The sequence below is a fragment of the Flavobacterium sp. MEB061 genome, from assembly GCF_000834715.1.
Lineage (GTDB): Bacteria > Bacteroidota > Bacteroidia > Flavobacteriales > Flavobacteriaceae > Flavobacterium > Flavobacterium pectinovorum.
Window position 1 is genome coordinate 346,669 of sequence record NZ_JXQR01000040.1, and the last position, 20,731, is coordinate 367,399.

The 20,731-nt window shown below is 33.6% G+C and carries 14 protein-coding genes; 13 read left to right on the forward strand and 1 reads right to left on the reverse strand.

All coding sequences use genetic code 11. The annotated features are described in order from the left end of the window. Positions 1-3: 3 nt before the first annotated feature. From RT99_RS17330 to RT99_RS24795, 5 genes are all read left to right on the forward strand, one after another. Positions 4-1,452 (forward strand): RagB/SusD family nutrient uptake outer membrane protein, encoded by a 1,449-nt coding sequence (locus tag RT99_RS17330; RefSeq protein WP_042565978.1) that lies wholly within the window; start codon positions 4-6, stop codon positions 1,450-1,452. Between the two features lie 567 nt (positions 1,453-2,019). Beyond that, the gene (locus tag RT99_RS17335; protein ID WP_052483717.1) at positions 2,020-5,244 is read left to right on the forward strand and encodes a SusC/RagA family TonB-linked outer membrane protein; all 3,225 of its coding nucleotides are present in this window, start codon (positions 2,020-2,022) and stop codon (positions 5,242-5,244) included. A gap of 14 nt (positions 5,245-5,258) precedes the next feature. Next, entirely contained in the window at positions 5,259-6,686 is a 1,428-nt protein-coding gene (locus RT99_RS17340) for a SusD/RagB family nutrient-binding outer membrane lipoprotein (protein ID WP_042565979.1), read from the forward strand. A gap of 12 nt (positions 6,687-6,698) precedes the next feature. Further along, entirely contained in the window at positions 6,699-7,334 is a 636-nt protein-coding gene (locus RT99_RS24790) for a DUF5011 domain-containing protein (protein ID WP_082036978.1), read from the forward strand. A gap of 10 nt (positions 7,335-7,344) precedes the next feature. After that, a complete protein-coding gene (locus RT99_RS24795) occupies positions 7,345-7,830 on the forward strand; it encodes a lipid-binding protein (protein WP_131494926.1) in 486 nt (161 codons plus the stop codon). A gap of 101 nt (positions 7,831-7,931) precedes the next feature. On the opposite strand, the gene RT99_RS17355 is transcribed toward RT99_RS24795, so the two are convergent. Then, the gene (locus RT99_RS17355; protein ID WP_042565980.1) at positions 7,932-8,834 is read right to left on the reverse strand and encodes a DUF6607 family protein; all 903 of its coding nucleotides are present in this window, start codon (positions 8,832-8,834) and stop codon (positions 7,932-7,934) included. A gap of 105 nt (positions 8,835-8,939) precedes the next feature. Between RT99_RS17355 and RT99_RS17360 the strand changes: the two genes are divergently transcribed. The 8 genes from RT99_RS17360 (at position 8,940) to RT99_RS17400 (ending at position 20,397) form a co-directional block, all read left to right on the forward strand. Beyond that, positions 8,940-11,006: a TonB-dependent siderophore receptor gene (locus tag RT99_RS17360; RefSeq protein WP_042565981.1), complete on the forward strand. Its 2,067-nt coding sequence runs from the start codon at positions 8,940-8,942 to the stop codon at positions 11,004-11,006. A 26-nt stretch (positions 11,007-11,032) separates the two neighbouring features. Then, positions 11,033-11,659, forward strand: coding sequence for an HmuY family protein (locus RT99_RS17365; RefSeq protein WP_042565982.1), 627 nt, complete (start codon positions 11,033-11,035; stop codon positions 11,657-11,659). 235 nt (positions 11,660-11,894) lie between these two features. Beyond that, the gene (locus RT99_RS17370; protein ID WP_042565983.1) at positions 11,895-13,376 is read left to right on the forward strand and encodes an SGNH/GDSL hydrolase family protein; all 1,482 of its coding nucleotides are present in this window, start codon (positions 11,895-11,897) and stop codon (positions 13,374-13,376) included. 82 nt (positions 13,377-13,458) lie between these two features. After that, positions 13,459-14,790, forward strand: a complete 1,332-nt coding sequence (locus tag RT99_RS17375) for a GDSL-type esterase/lipase family protein (protein ID WP_242607222.1) — start codon at positions 13,459-13,461, stop codon at positions 14,788-14,790. A 1-nt stretch (position 14,791) separates the two neighbouring features. Continuing rightward, on the forward strand, positions 14,792-16,471 hold the full coding sequence (locus RT99_RS17380) for an MBOAT family protein (RefSeq protein ID WP_042565985.1): 1,680 nt from the start codon (positions 14,792-14,794) through the stop codon (positions 16,469-16,471). Between the two features lie 263 nt (positions 16,472-16,734). Then, positions 16,735-18,087, forward strand: a complete 1,353-nt coding sequence (ffh, locus tag RT99_RS17390) for a signal recognition particle protein (protein WP_042565987.1) — start codon at positions 16,735-16,737, stop codon at positions 18,085-18,087. Positions 18,088-18,211: 124 nt separating this feature from the next. Next, positions 18,212-19,096 (forward strand): bifunctional 5,10-methylenetetrahydrofolate dehydrogenase/5,10-methenyltetrahydrofolate cyclohydrolase, encoded by an 885-nt coding sequence (locus RT99_RS17395; protein WP_042565988.1) that lies wholly within the window; start codon positions 18,212-18,214, stop codon positions 19,094-19,096. A 374-nt stretch (positions 19,097-19,470) separates the two neighbouring features. Continuing rightward, the gene (locus RT99_RS17400; protein ID WP_042565989.1) at positions 19,471-20,397 is read left to right on the forward strand and encodes a magnesium transporter CorA family protein; all 927 of its coding nucleotides are present in this window, start codon (positions 19,471-19,473) and stop codon (positions 20,395-20,397) included. The last annotated feature ends 334 nt before the right edge of the window (positions 20,398-20,731 follow it).

A 20,731-nucleotide genomic window follows, 5' to 3' on the forward strand; every position in this document is an offset into this window, starting at 1 on the left:
AACATGAGAAAATTAATTATACTTACATTGTCATTGTTCATATTCACAGGTTGTTCTGACGATTTTTTAGATACAGTGCCTGAGTCAACTATCAATGATGAACAACTTGCCACATCTGCTGCTGCAAATGCAGCGATTATAAACGGAGTTTATTCTGCACTTAGATCTTACGGATTATCGGTGTCTGGAAATCATGAAGATTATGGACACAAATCAATACTTGCAGCAACAGACATGATGTCGAATGATATGCTAATGACCAAATCAAGCTGGTATGGTTCTTTTTATAATTATTTGGGAAGACAACAAACAAACAGCAGATCGAGATTAGCGTGGAGTATCTACTATCCACAAATTAAAACAGTAAACGTGGTATTGACTGCGGTTCCGGCCGATGCTGCGACCGACGATGAGCTGAAGAAAATTAGAGGAGAGGCTTTGGCATTAAGAGGTTATTTTTATTTTATGTTAGCCCGCATGTATGGACCAACATATATTGGAAATGAAGATGAACTTTCTGTGCCGCTTTATACTCAGGTGACTCTAGAAGGTGCACCAAGATCAACTGTAGCAGAAGTGTATGCTGTCATTGAAAAAGATTTATTAGAATCTATTCAATTATTAGAAGGAATTCCAAGTGGAGGTGTTGCTGCTGTAAATCAAAGTGTTGCACAAGCATTTTTGGCTGATGTTTACCTGGAAATGGGGAAATATGCTGAAGCTGCACCACTTGCTAACGCCGCCAGACAAAATTATCCATTGTTATCAAAAAGTGTATGGTTAAATGGTTTTTACGATCTTACACTTAACGGAGATACCATGTGGGGTGCAACGATAACTTCTGCACAAAGTAGTTTTGTGGCCAGTTTCTTTTCTCATTTTGACAATACAAACGCTGATGGATATGCTGGAGGATTAGAAATTTATAAAAATATTGACAAAAATCTATATAATAGCATATCAGATACTGATTATAGAAAAACTGCTTTTGTTGCACCGGGCGGAAGTACAATATATCCTTCATTACCGGAATATGCTAATATAAAATTTAGAGATCCAACGGTTGATGCCGGCGATTATATTTATTTAAGATCTGCTGCAATGTATTATATAGAAGCTGAAGCTCTTGCAAAATCTGGAAATGAGCCTGGTGCAAGACAAGTTTTATATGATATTACTATAACAAGAGATCCATCATATGTCCTGTCTACCAATAGTGGAACAGCTTTAATAGATGAAATCATACTTCAAAAAAGGATTGAACTATGGGGCGAAGGATATGCCTGGTTTGATATGAAACGATTAAAGGTGCCGCTGACAAGAGATTATCCAGGCTCAAATCATGCAACCTTTGGGAAATTCAATATTCCTGTTGGAGATAACAGATTCATATTCCAAGTTCCTCAGGCAGAAATAGATGCCAATCCATTAATTGATCAAAGTCCATTATAAAGCACATTTATTTTTAAATAGAGAAGCCGATAGTTTTAAAACTATCGGCTTTATTTGTTATTATTTAAACGTATTATCCCTATAAATACTTTCAGTCTAACATTACTTTTGCATTTTATTATAGAAATAAATACAGATTTCAGTCTGTTAAAAATACCTCCTTATATTTATTTTTAACTATTTTGAATTAGTACCCTATTTAGTGAAGATTATAAAAGGACCACCGTTTAAATTGATTTTTGGACGGTTTTTTTTATGCATTTTCAAAGCTTGTAAGACGAAGAGATAGATAAAAATCATTATTTGTTTTTTGACGTAGAAAATCTTAAAAACTGTCATTTTTAGTTTTAATAGAAATTTGCTGTTAAAAAAATATCCCTACAAAATCAGAGCTTTTATTTATAATATAACTGCTTTGCTGAAAACATGTTACCATAAAACTCTTCTAAAAACTCAAAACAAAAAGTAATCTTTGGATTACTTTTTTAAATGTTAAATGATAATATTTTCTTGTTAAAATTATATTAATTTGATAAGTTGCGCTCAATTAATCAAAATGATAAAATAATGAAACAAAAAATGAAGGTATTTGGGATGCTTTTTTTTGCTTTTGCTATGCAGCTTACATTTGCACAAGAGAAAAAAATTACAGGAACCGTTTCAGACAATACAGGTATACCATTGCCGGGGGTAACTGTATTAATTAAAGGAACTCAAACTGGCGCGCAAACTGATTTTGATGGAAAATATGCAATTAAAGCGGAATCAAATCAAATTTTAATATTTAGTTATATCGGAATGAAAACGCAGGAAATTGCGGCAAGTTCCTCGGTTATTAATGTAAAATTAGCAGATGCTGCCGCACAAGAACTTGAAAGCGTTGTTGTAACTGCTTTTGGTATTAAGAGACAAAAAAAATCTTTGGGTTATGCTACGACAACTTTAAAATCAGAACAGCTTACGGCTGTAGTTAATACAAATCCATTTGAAACACTTTCAGGAAAAATTGCCGGGGTTGATATTACTGCACCCTCGCAGCCTGGAGCTTCTACTAAAGTTGTTATTCGTGGTTTGAATACCATAACAGGAAATTCAGGTCCTCTATATATTGTTGACGGATCTCCAATTAATAATACAGCAACAGGAACGAGTAATGACGGAGTTGCTTCTTCTAAAAGATCTTATGATTCAGGAAATGGTGTAAGTGATATTGATCCTAATAATATAGAAAGCATGACAGTTCTTAAAGGAGCTGCAGCATCTGCCTTATATGGTTCAAGAGCAGGTGGCGGAGTTATTATCATTACAACTAAAAAAGGAAAATCTAATTCAGGAATAAAAGTTGATATGCTTGCTTCAACAGAATTAAGCGAAGCAGCAAGAGTTTCTCACTTACAAAATCAATTTGGACAAGGCTGGAATGGTCTCGGATATTCAGGAACTAACACATACAGTAATGAAAATGGTTCTTGGGGACCTGCATTTAATGGAGAAGTGAGACCTTGGGGAACTGTATATAATAACAGTCAGCAAATTAAACCTTATGTTGGATTAAAAAATAATATTAGAGATTTTTACGATACAGGTTTATTATCTACACAATCGATAAATCTTAGCGGTGGAGGAGATGCTTCAGATTTCTCTTTGGTGTTTTCAAATGTAAATAGTGATGGAATTATACCAACTGATGCTGATTTATACAGAAAACAATCGTTAGGTTTTAATGGTGGTTTGAAATCGAAAAAATTCACATTGAGAACCGCGTTGAATTATGTTTACAAAAATCAAAGTGCTGTAAACACAGGACAAGGTGATGATGCTGGTCAAGGATCCACATTACAACAGGATTTACTGCAAATTCCGAGAGATATTAGTGTAGTAGATTTAAGAGATTATAAAGGAAATATTTTTAATACTCCGGATTATTATTTCACTCCTTATTCTTCAAATCCTTATTTCTCAATTAATGAGAACAGCACAAAAATATATGGAAATAATATTTTTGGAAACGTAAATTTAAGTTATAAAATTACAGATAAAATTACAGCTTCATGGCAAGTGGGCGGTAACTTAAGACAAGAAAGATTGAAAAGTTACGGAGCTATTGTAGATTATCTTCCAGGAACTCCACAGGCTATTGCAAAAACCAATAAAGTTGTAGGTGGAGTTACAGAAGGCAGATCTGAATATAGTGAGTTTGATACATTTTTCAATGTTAACTATAATACTAATTTAGGAGAGAATTGGAATTTTAATCTTTTAGGAGGTTTCAACTATAACAAAAGGGAATCTGATGAATTAACAAATTCAATAACAAATCTTGGAGTTGCTAATTACTATGAGCTTTCAAACACTCCATTTAGAGCAAAAATTTTGCAAACTAACACTTTAAGAAAAACCGGGGCGGTTTATGCATCTGCAGAGTTTGCTTTCAAAAATAAATATTTTGCTACATTAACGGGCAGGGAAGACATTACATCTACTTTACCGATTGGCAACAATGCCTATTTTTACCCAGCTTTATCTTTAGGTGCTATCGTAATTGATAATGGGGATACTTTTTTAAAATTAAGAGGTTCAGCTTCTAAAATTGCAAATGATACTAGTCCTTATTCAACTGAAAACTCATATGTTTCAGGGGTTGCTTCTGCTAATTTTGGACAAATTTTATCTCCGCTTGGAGGTATTAGTTACTATGAAGCCGCAGGAAAACTTGGTAATTCGGAATTAAAGCCAGAAACTACAATTGAATATGAAGTTGGAGCAGAAGGATCATTTTTCAAAAACAGAATCAGTTACGATATTGCCTTATATCATAAAACAACTTCTGATTTGATTGTGAACTTGCCTTTGGATCCCTCAACCGGATTTACAACTAAGGCGATTAATGCCGGAGATCTTGTAAATAAAGGTATTGAGCTTTCTATTACTGGAAGTCCAATCAAAAATACAGATTTCTCATGGAGCGTGACTTACACTTTTACTAAAAACCTTAATGAAGTTACTAAACTAGCTGATGGTTTTGACCGAATTGATTTAGCAACGGCCTATGGAATTACTTATTCGGCTGCTAAAGGAGAGCCAATAGGTACATTTTATTCGCAAGTTCCAAAAATTAATGCTGCAGGACAATATGTAGTAAACGCAGATACAGGATTGTATGAAGTAAGTGGTGATCTTCAAAAAAATGGGAATTCGCAACGTGATTTTGTAATGGGACTTCAAAATACTTTCAAATACAAAAACTTTAATCTAGGGTTCTCATTAGACTGGAAACAAGGGGGTGAATTTTATTCATATACTAAAAGACTATCTCATTTCACAGGAAATGGTATTGAAACTACTTATAATGACAGAAATCCATTTATTGTTCCTAATTCTGTTAATGAACACATTGATGTTGTAAAAGATGTTGTAACAAATGAAGAAAAAAAAGTTATCACTTATACAGAAAACACAACTCCTATAGCTTGGGATAAAGTATCTACCTTTTACAATACCTCAAATAATCCGGGCATCGAACCAACTCATGTAATTGATAAAACATACATAAGATTAAGAGAAATTAATTTGACTTACAACTTCTCTTCTGATTTTACCAAAAATATCGGATTAAACAAAATGTCACTTGGTATTTATGGAAGAAACTTATTCATGTGGACTCCGGGAGATAATCCATATACAGATCCTGAAGTAGGAACTTATGGAACTGGTGTACTTTCAGACTTTGGAGAATTTGGATCTAACCCTTCGCAAAGATCTTTAGGTGGAGTTTTAAAATTATCATTCTAAAATTATATAGAAAAATGAAAAAAATAGCAACATTAATTACAGTACTATTCTTATTAGTCTCATGTGATGAAACATTTGATATTAATAGAAATCCCGATACTTTGCCTTCCGGACAAGCAAATAGTACTATCCTTCCTGCAGGTATAGTTGGTCTTGCAGGTGCGCAAGGATCTTATTACGCTTTAATTGGCGGATTTTGGTCTCAATTTTGGACACAAAATAATACTTCCAATCAATATAAAAATGTTGATTCTTATACTATTGGAACAAACGATTATCAACCAGCATGGACTGCTATGTACGATGCTTTGAATGATATCAGAGTTGTAAAAACACAGGCATTAGCAGAAGAAAACTGGAATTATTACTTAATGGCAACAATTCTTGAAGTAGAAGGCTCTCAGGTAATGACCGATTTATATGATGCTATTCCGTACGCTGAAGCAAATAATATAAATATTTTGCAGCCAAAATTCAATACAGGCAAAGAAACATACAATCTGATGATTGCTGATTTAAAATTAGCGCTGTCAAAAGATTTAAGTTCCTCTAAAGGAATTGCACCTGCAGCTGATGATTTACTTTTTAAAGGTGAAATGGCTAACTGGACAAAATTTGGTAATACTTTATTGCTAAAATTACACATGAGATTAACAGCAGCTGACCCGGCACTAGCAGAATCAGGAATAAAAGCATTAATCGATTCAGGTGCCCAATTTTTAGATGTTGACGCCGCATTGACTCAATTTGTAGATGCAGCCGATCAAAGTAATCCATTATATGAGTCTGACAGAAGAAAATTAAATAGTACTTTAAACCTGAAAGCTAGTAAAACATTGTACTCTTATCTACAAGTTAACGCTGACCCTCGTTTAAATAAATATTATGGAGCCGGAAGTCCAAATAATCAAGGTGATTTTGAAAATAAAGCAATCAATCTTTCTCAAGTATTATTAAGTCCGCTAACACCTGTATTTTTTATCAGTAAGGAAGAGAGTAGTTTTTTACAAGCAGAAGCACTTACAAGATATTATGATGGAGCGGGAGCTAAAGCTAAATATGATCTAGGTGTTCAGGCCTCAATGACAAGATTTGGTGGAAACGCAGATACATTTGTTGCTGCCGGAGGTAAATACGAATTTCCAGCAACAGGGACTGCCGCGCAAATTGAGGCAATTATTACTCAAAAATGGATTGCAAGTTTTCCCGGAAATGGATATGAATCTTTCCTGGAGCAAAACAGAACCGGATACCCGAAAATATCTAATGTTTCTCAAGTAAGTGAATCTTATATTCCTGGACAATTTGCAGTATCTGTAGAAAATGTAACAGGAGGGAAATTCCCAAAAAGGATTGTTTTGCCTAGTATCGTAAAATCAAGAAATCCAAATGCACCGGCTTTACAGGCAATAACGGCTCCGGTATGGTGGAATGTTAACTAAAAAAAGCAAAAAATGAAAAAAATATTTATACTAGCAATGATAGTTTCCGGACTATTGTTTACTTCTTGTGAAACAGATTCTACAGATCACGTATCGCAAATAACGCATTACGCAAATATGTCCATGAATGGTGATGCGCTCGTTGTTTTAACGCAAGGCGAAATATATACAGAACAAGGGGCTGAAGCTGAATCTAGTGGAGAAAAATTAGATGTTAAAATTGATGGTACAGTTGATACAAGTAAACCAGCTGTATATAAAATTAAATACGCTGCAATAAATAGTGATGGATTTCCAGCTTATATAACACGTACCGTAATTGTTTTAAGTGAACAACCCAGTTCAATAGATTTATCCGGCACTTTTGTGAGAAGCGGTAACAACAATATTGTCACAAAACTGGGTGATAGAAAGTACAAATGCGATAATGCTACGGGATTTGATGTTAATGATAATAAAATAACTTTAGAATTCTATAATGTAGATGATAAACAAATTTATGCGCCATATCAGGAAAAAACTTCTACATCTGGTATTTCTGCAGAAAGCAACAACGGAATTATAACAGACCCAAACCATTGGCAATGGTCTATTATTGCTTCATCAACCTTTGGAACAGCAGATAGAAAATTTACACGATCAAATTAAAATTTTTGAAATGAAAAAAATAAAACAATTTACAACAAGCATAATTGCAACAGTACTTATACTTTCTTCATTTATGGCTTGTGACGAAGTTGGTGAAACTACTACGGGAGGAACATCAGCTAAAAATTTGGCAGGTGAATGGTTTATTGATGCGTCTGACACATCTGGAAAAGTTTCGGAACACGAATTATTTTCTACTTATAATACGGCGGTCAACAATAATACTTTGTGGTTAGATGATCAGAATTCGTTTAAAAAATTCAAAATCAAAGTTACTTTTGAGAAAGACGGTTCATTTTCAGCTTCATCTGCTTCAAATGAATATGGTTCTGTAACAGTAACTATTACAAATGGTAAAGTTGAAAAGGAAGCTGCTGTTTCCAAAGGAGGTCATAAAGTTGATAAGATTTCCTTTAAAGCAGAATTCAGTAATGAGCCAGGAGTATTTTATTCTTATGAAGGAAGTAGAAGAACTGGTTTTAGTGAGGATGAATAACAATGGGTTAAATTTTGAGGTTGCAAAGTCTTAGGTTTCATTAAATAAAAAAAGCCGATAGTTCCAGAACTATCGGCTTTTTGCAACTAACTCAAATATTTTTATTTTACAAACTTGTTGATGATTGCATCAGTTTCATCTTTTGTAGCATTTGGTTTCAAATCAAACAAAAGAGAATAAAGTGCTTTTCTGTCCACTTTAGCTTCCAGGTTTAGGTCTTGGTGTCTGTCAAAAAGAGTTTGCCATTTGTCACGAACATTTTTCCAAAGGGCACTATTTTCTTTCCACCATTTTTGACCGGCAATACATTTAATGTCCGGAACTTTAGTATAAATATCCATTCCTTTTTCTTCTGCTAATAAAACATCTTTTCCGCTTTCATCTCTAATGAGTTTAGCGTTGTCTTGTTCGTGGTTCCAACCTGTAGCAGTGATTTCGTGAATGTTTCTTCTTTTTAATACATTATAGTCGTTACGTTTTGTTTGTTCTCTTCTTGGCAGAGGAGCATCAGCAACGTTTGACCAGTAATTTTCTCCATCAACATGTACCCAAGTTGAAGATCCTTCATATCTTGGACTATCGTCTACTTGAAATACTTTTTGAGTCCATTGACCTTTAACGGCTTTCTTGTCTAATTTTTTATATTTCCAAGAGGTGCCCTTGTCAAATGAATATAAGTCTGTGTTTTCATAAAGCCAGTCTTGTCTCCAGTGTTTGATAATCATGTCGTCACTTACAATCAATAAGTGTTGCATTACGATTTTGTTTGGAGTGTCTTCAAGTAACTCTACCCATTCCAATGCAGATTCGTGTTTAGTTTCTGAAGGCTTATAAGTAAGAGAATCCTTTGGGTATTGAAAAGTTTCAGTAAAATTGAATTTTACTTCATAACAACCACACATCGATTTAATCGATTTAATGTCTTGTTGCTTTTTATCCTGACTAAAGCCAAGACTGCACGCCAAAGCCATTACGGCTGAAAAATAAAGACTTTTTGAAATCATAACTTAAATTGTTTTGTTTTTAATTTTCGCAAATATATACATTTTATTTAGAACAAATAAAAATAGTTTATATATTTGCGCCATTATTAAGACTGAATAAAAATAATGAAAATTAAAATTACTCTTTTTGCTGCGTTTCTTTTTTGTCAGATTTCTGTTGCTCAGGAAGAGAAAAAAGACAGTACTGCCACAAATGAATTATCAGAAGTTAAGGTTGTTACAGGAACAAGAACTGAGAGGGTACTTTCGTCATTGCCACTGCCGATGATAGTAATTACATCTGAGGCAATTGCAAAAACAGGTGTTACAAGATTAAATGAAATTCTAAATGAACAGACGGGAATTATTTTGATTCCAGACGAAAGCGGATTTGAAGGGGTTCAGATGCAAGGCTTAGATGCGGCGTATACAATGATTCTTATTGATGGAGTTCCGCTTGTTGGAAGAAGTTCAGGAGTTTTAGATTTATCACGGGTTTCTGTTGGAAATATAGAGAGAATTGAGATTGTAAAAGGTGCTTCATCTGCTTTATATGGTTCAGAAGCAATGGGTGGAGTAATTAATGTAATTACAAAAAGACTTAAAAAAGATATGTTTTCAGGCAATCTTTCTTATCGATATGCTTCGTTCAATACCAATGATGCAAACGCTAATTTACTTTGGAAGAAGAAAAAGTTTGCAGCGAACTTATTTACTAATTTTTATTCTACTGATGGATATGATTTAGATAAAAGTACATGGTTGAAAAATGTTGAAAAATATCACAACACGACTATTCAGCCGAAAATATATTACGATTTTTCAGAAAATCTTAAACTAACTGTTAGTAATCGTTTTTTTAATCAAAAAATAGATAACAAAGCTTTAATTGAATCTGAAAAATATACGGGTGATGCAAAGGAAAATGAATGGAATTCTCAAATTAAATTAGAACATAGATGGAATTCTAAATTATATTGGGAATATGAATTGTATGCTACCAATTATAAAAATGATGCATTTCTAAATGATCCTAACAATGTACTTTTTGATCGAACTTATTATAATCAATGGCTTTTTAGACCAGAACTTAGAACAACCTGGTCGATAAATAATGACAAATTAACGGCAGGAGTTGGATTAAATTATGAAAGCTTGGATCGTACCTATTTTGCCAAAGATGTTAAGTTTAACTCTCAATATGTATACTTGCAATATGATTATAATCCGACAGAAAAACTAAATTTTCTTGCGGGATTTAGATATGATAATCACAGTGAATATGAATCTCAATTAAGTCCGAAATTAGCAGTAAATTATAAATTTAACAATAGCTTTTCCTTAAAAGGTTCAGTCGGATATGGTTATAAAGCACCAGATTTCCGCCAGTTGTTTTTCGACTTTACTAATCCATCAGTGGGATATACTGTATTAGGTTACAACATTGCTGAAGACCGTCTGAATCAACTTGATACGCAAGGTCAGCTTTTATATAGAGTTGAAGGCATAAGTTTTAATAAACCATTGGAAGCAGAAAGTTCTGTTAACTTTAATTTTGGAACTTTTTACAAGAAAAATAAATTAAGATTAGACATAAATGCTTTCTATAATTCAATATCTAATTTAATTGATACTAGAGTAGTAGCACAAAAAACAAATGGACAAAATGTTTTTAGTTACTTCAATATTAGTAAAATTTTTACTTACGGTGTTGAGTATAATTCTACCTACGATTTTACGAAAGAATTTTCAGTATCACTGGGATATCAATATTTAATAGCTAAAGATAAATCTGTTATTGACAATTTTGAAGATTATCAATATATCCGCAATGACCAATTGCAAACAATTCAAATTAATAAATCAGATTATTTCGGATTATACAATAGATCCAAGCATACGGCCAACATTAAATTTGATTACAATATTTCAAAAATAAAAACAGATATCAATTTGCGTATTTTCTATAGAAGTAAATACGGGATGTTTGATAGTAATGCAAATCAAATTCTTGACAAGTACGACCAATTTGTTGGGGATTATTTTATAACCAATTTGTCAATTTCAAAATGCATTACCGATAAATTAATACTTCAGGTCGGAGCTAATAATTTACTTGATTTTACAGATCCGGGTGAAATTACTAATCTGGCAGGAAGGCAGCTTTTTGCACGAATTCAATATAATTTTTAATAAACATTTATTTAAACACCTTTACCATGAAAACAAAATTTTTAAAACTTTCTCTTTTAGCATTAATGATTTTTACTGCATCTTGTAGTAGTGATGATGATAAAAACGATACAATTCCAGCAGTTGAAACTGTAAAAGTTTCAGATCTTTATGCTCCCCAAACAGGAGGACAAGGACAAGCAGTTGGTGGTGCATTTACAAAATTCAGTTTTTCTGAAAACAAAATCGTGACAAACGATAATTGGGATATTGCTTTCCGCGGAACTACAATTATTGTAAATGGAGGAGACGAAATTGGTATTACAGATGAACCAACAAGAACAGGATCTGGTGCTGTAAGTATCGTTTCTGGTACATTTGCTAGTGTAACTGCATTTCCAGCAGCAACAACTTTCCAACAAGATGGTGCGACTGTTTATGCAATTCCGACAGGTAGTGGAAACGGATGGTACAACTATAATACTTCAACAAACATTATTTCTCCACTTGCAGGAAAAGTATTTGTAGTAAAAACACATGATGGTAAATATGCAAAATTCGAAATTTTAAGCTACTATCAAGGTGCACCTGCAAATCCAGATCCAGCAACAGCTGTAGCAAGATATTTCACATTCAATTTTGCTTACCAGGCTAATAGCACAACTACATTCTAAGAAATATTTTGTTGTAGTGAAATAATAAACAACATTCAAAAATTCAGTTAATCATTAGCTTTGTTTTTTTATTTTTTTTTGAGAGAGGTCAGATTTATCTGACCTCTTTTTTTATTGTTAAAAAGAATAATAAATTAAGGTTTAATTCTATCTTTGCAGGTATTTTTTATAAGGAATTAACAAAAATTAAGATGAAATTTTTGTGAGTCTATTCTTCAAAATTTATAATTACTAAGTGAACACAAAATCATATTTTTTTCAGTCTTTTGCCATTGTTGCATTAGCATTTATAGCTTTTATAGGATTTAAACAAGTGTTGCCGAATAAGATATTTCCGGACAGCAAGATCGATTCTAAAAGTGTACTTATAGACAGCCTGCTTCTGGAGTCGGTTGCAAATGATTCCTTATCTGAAGAAAGCGACAGTATTGTCGAAATGGAGAAAAAGGAAGCTCAGGAAAAAATTGTTTTTGATGCAACAGAAGGAATTGAATTTCCAACAGAAACTTTTGAAAACTATAAAGGATATCAATACCTGATCTCTTTTTACGAGAAATTATATCAGTTAGAAAAAAATCCACAAGCCAAAGTAAGGATTGCTTATTACGGCGATTCGATGACCGATGGTGATTTAATTGTTCAGGATGTTCGAAATAATTATCAGGAACGTTTTGGAGGAAACGGAGTTGGTTTCGTTTCTATAACTTCAGAATCTGCTGCGTCCAGAGGCTCGGTGAAATCGTCTTATTCTAAAAACTGGAAAGCACAATCGTATCTCAATGTAAAACATCCAATAAATCCTTTTGGTGTAAACGGGCACGTTTTCTTTGCAAATGATAAAACAAATCCAACCTGGGTGCAATACGAAGCCGGACTTAATAAACACGTATCTGTATTAGATAATCCAACTTTGTTTTACGGAAAATCGCATCGAAAAGGAAATGTCAATTTTATTATAGGAAAAGATACATTGCGAAAAAATCTAGTTCCAAATAACTTAGTCAATACCCTAAAAGTAACGTCAGGAAGTATCAAAGCCTTTAAGGCCAATTTCGTTCAGGCAGATTCAATTCCTATTTATGGTTTTAATTTTGATAACGGAAGCGGAGTTCATGTAGATAACTTCTCGCAAAGAGGAAATTCCGGGTTGCCAATTTCTATGTTTGATGCCGATGTGATGCAGGCTTTTAATAACCATTTAAAGTATGATCTGGTTGTACTTCATTACGGAACAAATGTGTTAAATTACGGAACCAAAAATTATTCATGGTACGAAAAAGGAATGAAAAAAACCGTAAATAAAATCAAAGAATCTTTTCCGGGAGTTTCTATATTAATTGTTTCAACCGCTGATAAATCAACCAAATATGATTTGGAAATGAAAACAGATTCGGCCGTTGTTCCTTTAATGAAGGCACAAAAAAGATATTCACTTGAAACTGAGTCGGGATTTGTAAATTTATACACACTAATGGGCGGAGACGGATCGATGGTGAAATGGGTTGATGAAGCTCCGGCAAAAGCCAATAAAGATTACACACATTTTAATCAACGCGGTGCAAAAGCAATTGGTAATTTATTGTATGATCAGCTAAACAAAGGATACGAACAATATAAAGCGCTGCGCGAAAAACGCGATGTTGCCGCTAAACCCAGAACAGTCAGAAGAGCGAAAGCAGATTCTGTATCTGTTAAAAAAGATAGTGTAAATGAATAAACTTATTATCCTCTTTTGTTGTCTTTTCTTCTCGATAAATAATCAGGCGCAAAAGTCAGTCTCACTTTTAATAACTAAAAATATGATTAGTAAAATCGATAGCGCAACGATTGAATCTTACATGGGTAATCACATTTATAATGCAAAAGTATTAGAAAGTGTTTTTAAAAGATTAAAAGAAAACGAAGGCGATAATAAACAAAAAATAAATATTGTACATATTGGCGACTCTCACATTCAGGGAGATTTAATGACCAATAAAATTAGAAAAATTTTGCAGCAGCAATTCGGAAATGCAGGCCGTGGTTTTGTTTTTCCGTATCAACTGGCAAAAACAAACGGATCTTACAACGAAAGATTTTACTCTAACAGAAGTTGGGAAAGTTACAGAAATATTTATCCGGTAAAAAACAGGCCGGTTGGCTTAAGCGGAATTGGATTGTGGAGAGATAATGGTGGTTTTGCAGTACAATTGAATATAAAAGATGCGGCTTACAAATTCAATTCTATCCATATTATTACGCCTCAAAACCAGAATATGTTTGATTTGGCAATATCATCTCAAACCAATATTATTCAGTCGACAGAGCGAAAAGTAATTACACATAAAATTAAAAAGGGAGAAGCAATTTCGGTAATTGCGGATAAATACAATATTTCTGTAGCGGAAATAAAAAGAGCAAATAATCTGAAATCAAATAATATTCGTGCCGGAAGAACTTTGAAAATTCCAACAAACGAAACAAAACCGAAAGAGATTAAAAACTCTGAATTTGTTCCGTTAAATCTGGAATCTGACGCATTTTCTCATTATTATAAATCAGAGAAAGCATTAGATAAAATTTACCTGATTCCAAATAAAGAGGCATCAGAATTTGAGCTTAACGGACTTATTTTAGAGAAAGATGCTCCGGGAATAACCTATAGCGGAATTGGAGTAAACGGAGCTAAATTCTCTGATTACAATAAATATCCTTTGTTTTTTGAACAGTTAAAATGTCTACATCCTGACTTGTTGATTTTTTCTCTCGGAACAAATGAAAGTTACGACAATATGGAAGCTTCGGCTTATATCAGACAATTACGCGAATTTATAAGTAATCTGAAAGATCAAAAAATTGATGTTCCGATAATTGTTATGACACCTCCGCCATCACTGCACAGAGGAAGAAAACCAAATGTGTATGTTAAAGATTATGCAGAACGAATTAATAGTTCTGCAGAAAAAGATGATTTTGCAGTTTGGGATTTGTACGATGAATTTGGTGGAATAACAGGAGTTCGAAAATTAAGAGCAGAAGGATTAATAGGTCCCGATTTTGTCCATTATTCTAAAAAAGGATACGAAAAACAAGCAAAGTTGTTTGCTGAAGCATTTTTAAACGCATACGATAATTTTAAATCAAAAAAGTAAGTTGATAACAAGTAATAGCATAAATAATTGGTTTGTTCAGAATTTTGGAGAAATTACATTAGAGCAAGTCAAAAATTGGTTCATATATAATCCCGACGAAAAATTATTATTCAATACAGGATTGTTTCTTGGGTTGTTTTTAGTTTTCTATTTTGTCTACGCCTTTTTACGTAAAACATTTTATTTACGATTAACCTACGTTATTCTGTTCTCGCTTTTCTTTTACTATAAGTCAAGCGGAATTTACTTTTTACTTTTATTGCTTTCTTCGGTCGTAGATTATGGCTTGAGTCAGATTATTTATAGAGAAACAAAAGATAGCACCAAGAAAATATATCTGGTTATAAGTGTGATCCTGAACTTAGGATTGCTTGGTTATTTCAAGTATATGAATTTTATGATTGTCACTTACAATGATATGTTCAGCGGTCATTTTGCTTTGCATAATATTTTTCTTCCTGTCGGAATTTCGTTTTATACTTTTCAGTCGATGAGTTATATTATTGAGATTTATCGTGAAGAAATCAAGCCAACAAAAAACTATATCGAATATTTATTTTTCGTTTCGTTTTTTCCGCAATTAGTGGCAGGACCAATTGTTAGGGCAAAAGATTTTTTACCACAGATTTACCAAAAATTAAATCTGACGAAACAAGACGTAAACAACGCTTTGTTTCTTATTATTGGCGGATTAATTAAGAAAACGGTAATTTCAAATTACATTTCGATAAACTTCGTAGACCGTGTTTTTGATACGCCGATGACCTATACTTCTTTCGAAAATTTAATGGCGTCTTACGGATATGCTATCCAGATTTACTGTGACTTTTCAGGATATTCAGATATGGCCATCGGAATCGCTTTGTTATTAGGATTTAAATTACCAGCCAATTTTAGAACGCCTTATAAATCTGTATCGATTACAGATTTCTGGAGAAGATGGCACATTTCATTATCAACCTGGCTTAAGGATTTCTTGTATATTTCTATTGGAGGAAACAGAAAAGGCACATTTGCAGGATATTTATTTCCAAGTTTATTTTTCTTCGGATTATTACTTTGGGGAATTTCAAATGTAAACGAAAGCTTTATTCCGTTAACAATAGCAATTGGATCAATTGGTATTTTTTGTTTGACATTTTTACTTTCGAAGAAAAAAAATCAAACGCTTGTAACCAATTTCAATTTATTTACCACAATGCTTCTAGGCGGGTTGTGGCACGGAGCCGGAGCACAATTTATTATCTGGGGAGCATTACACGGATTAGCATTAGCAGTTCATAAAATATTTATGGAACTATTCCCTTCCAAAAAAGAAGGTTCTAATTTCTTTTGGAGATTTTTCTCTATTCTGATTACGTTTCATTTTGTAGTTTTCTGTTGGATCTTTTTCCGTGCCAGAGATTTTGAAACAGCTTTGCAGGTAATCAATAATATTGGTCAGTTAACTTTCGAACCAGAACAATGGAAAGTGATAGCTTTAGGATACAAAAATGTATTTTTATTAATGCTGTTTGGTTACGTTTGGCATTTTTTACCGGAAATTATTACCGACAAAATGAAATGGGCTTTCGACAATACACCATTAGTAGCAAAAGCAATAATTCTGGGATTCGTTTATTGGATAGTTTATGCGACAGCCGTTGCAGGCTCACAGCCATTTATTTATTTCCAATTCTAATGATATTGCCACGAAGGGACAAAGGCGCAAGGATTTATTTCTTTGCGCTTTTTTTTCACACAGATTTCGCAGATTTTTTCATACTTAATCTAAAAAATAATCTGCCTAATCTGCTAAATCTGCTAAATCTGCGTGAAACCAATAAACTTTACGAGCAAAAAAAACTTCGCGCCTTAGTGTCTTAGTGGCAAAAATGCCCTTAAATAAAAATTGCCTAAAATATCTAATTAGATTATCTTTGCACTTCAAATAAAGAAAATAGTATGTTTGATAATTTAAGTGATAAGTTAGATAAAGCCTTCCATATATTAAAAGGACACGGTAAAATTACAGAAGTAAACGTTGCCGATACCTTAAAAGAAGTTCGTCGTGCCTTATTAGACGCCGATGTTAACTTTAAAATTGCCAAAGATTTTACAACCAAAGTAAAAGAAAAAGCAATTGGTCAGGACGTATTAACAACACTTCAGCCAGGACAATTATTGGTGAAGCTGGTAAAAGATGAGTTGACCGAATTAATGGGTGGTGATGTTGCAGGAATTAATCTTTCTGGAACTCCTTCAGTTATTTTGATGTCAGGATTGCAAGGTTCTGGTAAAACGACTTTCTCTGGAAAATTAGCCAATTTTCTAAAAACAAAGAAAAATAAAAAACCACTTCTTGTAGCGTGTGATATCTACCGTCCTGCGGCGATCAATCAGTTGCATGTTGTGGGAGACCAAATAGGTGTTGAGGTTTACTCAGAGCCGGAAAATAAAAATCCTGTTGAAATTGCTCAAAATGCAATCAAACATGCCAAAGCAAACGGTTTTAACGTCGTAATTGTCGATACAGCTGGTCGTTTGGCAGTAGATCAGGAAATGATGGATGAAATTGCTCGTGTTCACAAAGCAATCCAGCCACAGGAAACATTGTTCGTTGTTGATGCAATGACAGGACAAGATGCTGTAAATACAGCAAAAGCCTTCAACGATATCTTAAACTTTGATGGAGTTATTTTAACCAAATTAGATGGAGATACTCGTGGTGGAGCTGCAATTTCGATTAAATCGGTTGTAAACAAACCAATCAAATTTGTAGGTACAGGCGAGAAGATGGAAGCAATTGATGTTTTCTATCCAGATCGTATGGCCGAGCGTATCTTAGGTATGGGAGACGTTGTGTCTCTTGTAGAAAGAGCGCAGGAACAATTTGACGAAGAAGAAGCCAGAAAACTTCAAAAGAAAATCGCTAAAAACGAATTTGGTTTTGATGATTTCTTAACGCAAATTCAGCAAGTAAAGAAAATGGGTAATATGAAGGATTTGGTTGGAATGATACCGGGAGCTTCAAAAGCCATGAAAGATGTAGAAATAGAAGATGACGCTTTTAAACATATAGAAGCCATCATTCACTCGATGACGCCAATCGAAAGGAGTAAACCTGCCATAATCGACGTAAAAAGAAAAGCCAGAATCGCAAAAGGTTCCGGAACGAAAGTCGAGCAAGTAAATCAGTTAATGAAGCAGTTTGACCAAATGAGCAAGATGATGAAGATGATGCAAGGACCGGGCGGAAAAAACCTGATGAAAATGATGGGAGGCATGAAAGGAATGCCAGGCGGAATGCCGAGATAATAAAATAAAAAGTTTCAAGTTTCAGGTTTCAAGTTATGAGACAGAAATTTGAAACTTTTTTCGATAAAATAGTTTCGCCCCAACTTGAAACCTGAAACAAAAATTAAACCTGAAACAAAACACAATGCAACTACTAGACGGTAAAAAAACATCTGAAGACATTAAAAACGAAATTGCAGCCGAAGTCCAATTAATAAAAGCAGCCGGAGGAAAAGTGCCTCATTTAGCAGCCGTTATAGTTGGTACAAATGGAGCAAGTTTAACTTACGTAGGAAGTAAAGTAAAATCTTGTCAGCAAATTGGCTTCGATTCAACTTTAGTCGCTTTACCAGAAGATATTACCGAAGCAGATTTATTAGCTAAAATTGCAGAACTAAACGAAGATGATAATCTGGACGGGTATATCGTTCAGTTACCATTGCCAAAACATATCGACGAACAAAAGATTTTATTAGCAATCGATCCGGATAAAGATGTAGATGGTTTTCATCCAACAAATTTTGGAAGAATGGCTTTGGAAATGGAAAGTTTCATTCCGGCAACTCCATTCGGAATCATGCAATTATTAGAGCGCTACAAAGTAGAAACAGCCGGAAAACATACTGTAGTGATTGGAAGAAGCCACATCGTAGGCCGACCAATGAGTATCTTAATGAGTCGTAAAGGAAATCCTGGAGATTCAACCGTTACGCTAACACACAGCCGTACTAAAAACTTAGCAGAATTTACTAAAAATGCAGATATCATTATTACAGCTTTGGGAGTTCCTGAATTTTTAAAAGGTGATATGGTTAAAGACGGAGTTGTAATTGTAGATGTTGGAATTACCCGTGTTGAAGATACATCAAACTCAAAAGGTTATGTAATAAAAGGCGACGTTGATTTTGACGAAGTAAGCAAAAAAGCATCGTTTATTACACCAGTTCCGGGTGGAGTAGGACCAATGACAATTGCTATGTTGCTTCAAAACACACTTTTAGCAAGAAAAATGAGAAGCGCAAGAAAATAATTCTCTTTCTAATATATACAAAGCCTGTTCTATTGAACAGGCTTTTTTGTATTACACAACTAAAAATTTTCCAAAACATAGATAGATAAAATCTAAGTTCTAAAACAATTTTAAACCTCAAAGCTTTGCGAACTTAAAACGTGCAAGGAATTAAAAATAAAGGACTTGTGTTCTTTTGCTGTTGAAAAATTGGAATTTAAGTATCCTTTTAATATTTAATTAATACTTTAAAGTTTCGGTTCTTAAAAATAAAGGATACTTTTGCCACACTTTAAAAAACACTTCTCCAAATGGACGATTATTATTCGTTAGTATTAAATTAAAAACAGCTTTTGACAATTTCAAAATGCTGCGATAAAACCCTGTATTTTGAAATGAAAGCCTTTTACACAAACAACAACGGATTAATCGAAATCTCAAAATGGACTCCAAACTGCTGGATAAACATCGAATCTCCATCAGATACAGAAAAAAAATATTTACTCGAAGAACTTCAAATTCCTGAAGCATTTTACAACGACATTGAAGATATCGACGAAAGACCCCGTATCGAAATCGAAGATGGCTGGACGCTTATCATCATGCGCGTTCCTATAAAAAGTGACGATGTAAAACTACCTTTTCAAACTATTCCGCTTGGTGTCATTTTTAAAGATGATATCTGCGTAACCATTACATTTTACAAAACAGAAATCATACATGATTTTATGTTGTATTCACGACGAAAAAACATTCAGGTTAAGGACAATTCCGACTGGGTTTTGAGATTGCTTCTCTCTTCAAGTGTTTGGTATTTAAAATACCTAAAGCAAATTAATCAAAAGATAAAATTGGCCGAAGACAATTTAGAAAAGTCAATCAAAAATGAAGAATTACAGGCATTGCTTCAAATCGAAAAATGTTTGGTTTTCTTTATTACCTCACTAAAAGCCAACGATGTTTTGTTCCATCGTATAAAAAACCTAAAAGCATATAAAGCAAACTACGATTTAGATTTGCTCGAAGATGTAGAAATCGAATTAAGTCAGGCACAAGACACGGCAAATATTTACAGCAATATCTTAACCGGAATGATGGATGCGTATGCTTCAGTAATATCCAATAATATGAATAATATTATGAAACAAATGACATCCATTTCGATCATTTTAATGATTCCAACCTTAATCGCAAGTTTGTACGGAATGAACGTGCCAAACGGTTTAGAGGAAAGCAAATACGGAATTTGGATACTTCTTTTTGTTTCAGTTATTTTGTCTTCTTTCGGGGTGTTTTTATTCAAACGCAGAAGATGGTTCTGATAATTTAAAATTTCTCATTTATATACGAAAGCCTGTTCAATCGAGTAGGCTTTTTCGTTTTTATGCATTGGGCGTGACCGTATTTGCAAAAGGCGCTCCAATCTTGCCGCATATGTGCGCCTTTTGCAAATACGGTCGGGCTATCCGCGCTACTTCGGTAGCCAGCTTCTATCCCTCACGCGGCTCATAGGTAGTAAGATCTTTTCATATATCCTGCAAGGTTTTCAAAACCTTGTAGGTTTACATTCGTTAAGATAAATTAAACAGATGTAGTCCCTACGGGACAAAAATGCAACGTTAAATCTTTTTTTCTACCAATATGTAATCTCTACGA

What these genes read in the sequence shown, in the direction of transcription:
- RT99_RS17375 (WP_242607222.1), top strand. Translation starts at nt 13,459, where the DNA reads ATGATTAGTAAAATCGATAGCGCAACGATTGAATCTTACATGGGTAAT.
- RT99_RS24790 (WP_082036978.1), top strand. Translation starts at nt 6,699, where the DNA reads ATGAAAAAAATATTTATACTAGCAATGATAGTTTCCGGACTATTGTTT.
- RT99_RS17355 (WP_042565980.1), bottom strand. Translation starts at nt 8,834, where the DNA reads ATGATTTCAAAAAGTCTTTATTTTTCAGCCGTAATGGCTTTGGCGTGC.
- RT99_RS17395 (WP_042565988.1), top strand. Translation starts at nt 18,212, where the DNA reads ATGCAACTACTAGACGGTAAAAAAACATCTGAAGACATTAAAAACGAA.
- RT99_RS17365 (WP_042565982.1), top strand. Translation starts at nt 11,033, where the DNA reads ATGAAAACAAAATTTTTAAAACTTTCTCTTTTAGCATTAATGATTTTT.
- RT99_RS17330 (WP_042565978.1), top strand. Translation starts at nt 4, where the DNA reads ATGAGAAAATTAATTATACTTACATTGTCATTGTTCATATTCACAGGT.
- RT99_RS17340 (WP_042565979.1), top strand. Translation starts at nt 5,259, where the DNA reads ATGAAAAAAATAGCAACATTAATTACAGTACTATTCTTATTAGTCTCA.
- RT99_RS17400 (WP_042565989.1), top strand. Translation starts at nt 19,471, where the DNA reads ATGAAAGCCTTTTACACAAACAACAACGGATTAATCGAAATCTCAAAA.
- ffh (WP_042565987.1), top strand. Translation starts at nt 16,735, where the DNA reads ATGTTTGATAATTTAAGTGATAAGTTAGATAAAGCCTTCCATATATTA.
- RT99_RS17360 (WP_042565981.1), top strand. Translation starts at nt 8,940, where the DNA reads ATGAAAATTAAAATTACTCTTTTTGCTGCGTTTCTTTTTTGTCAGATT.
- RT99_RS17335 (WP_052483717.1), top strand. Translation starts at nt 2,020, where the DNA reads ATGAAACAAAAAATGAAGGTATTTGGGATGCTTTTTTTTGCTTTTGCT.
- RT99_RS24795 (WP_131494926.1), top strand. Translation starts at nt 7,345, where the DNA reads ATGAAAAAAATAAAACAATTTACAACAAGCATAATTGCAACAGTACTT.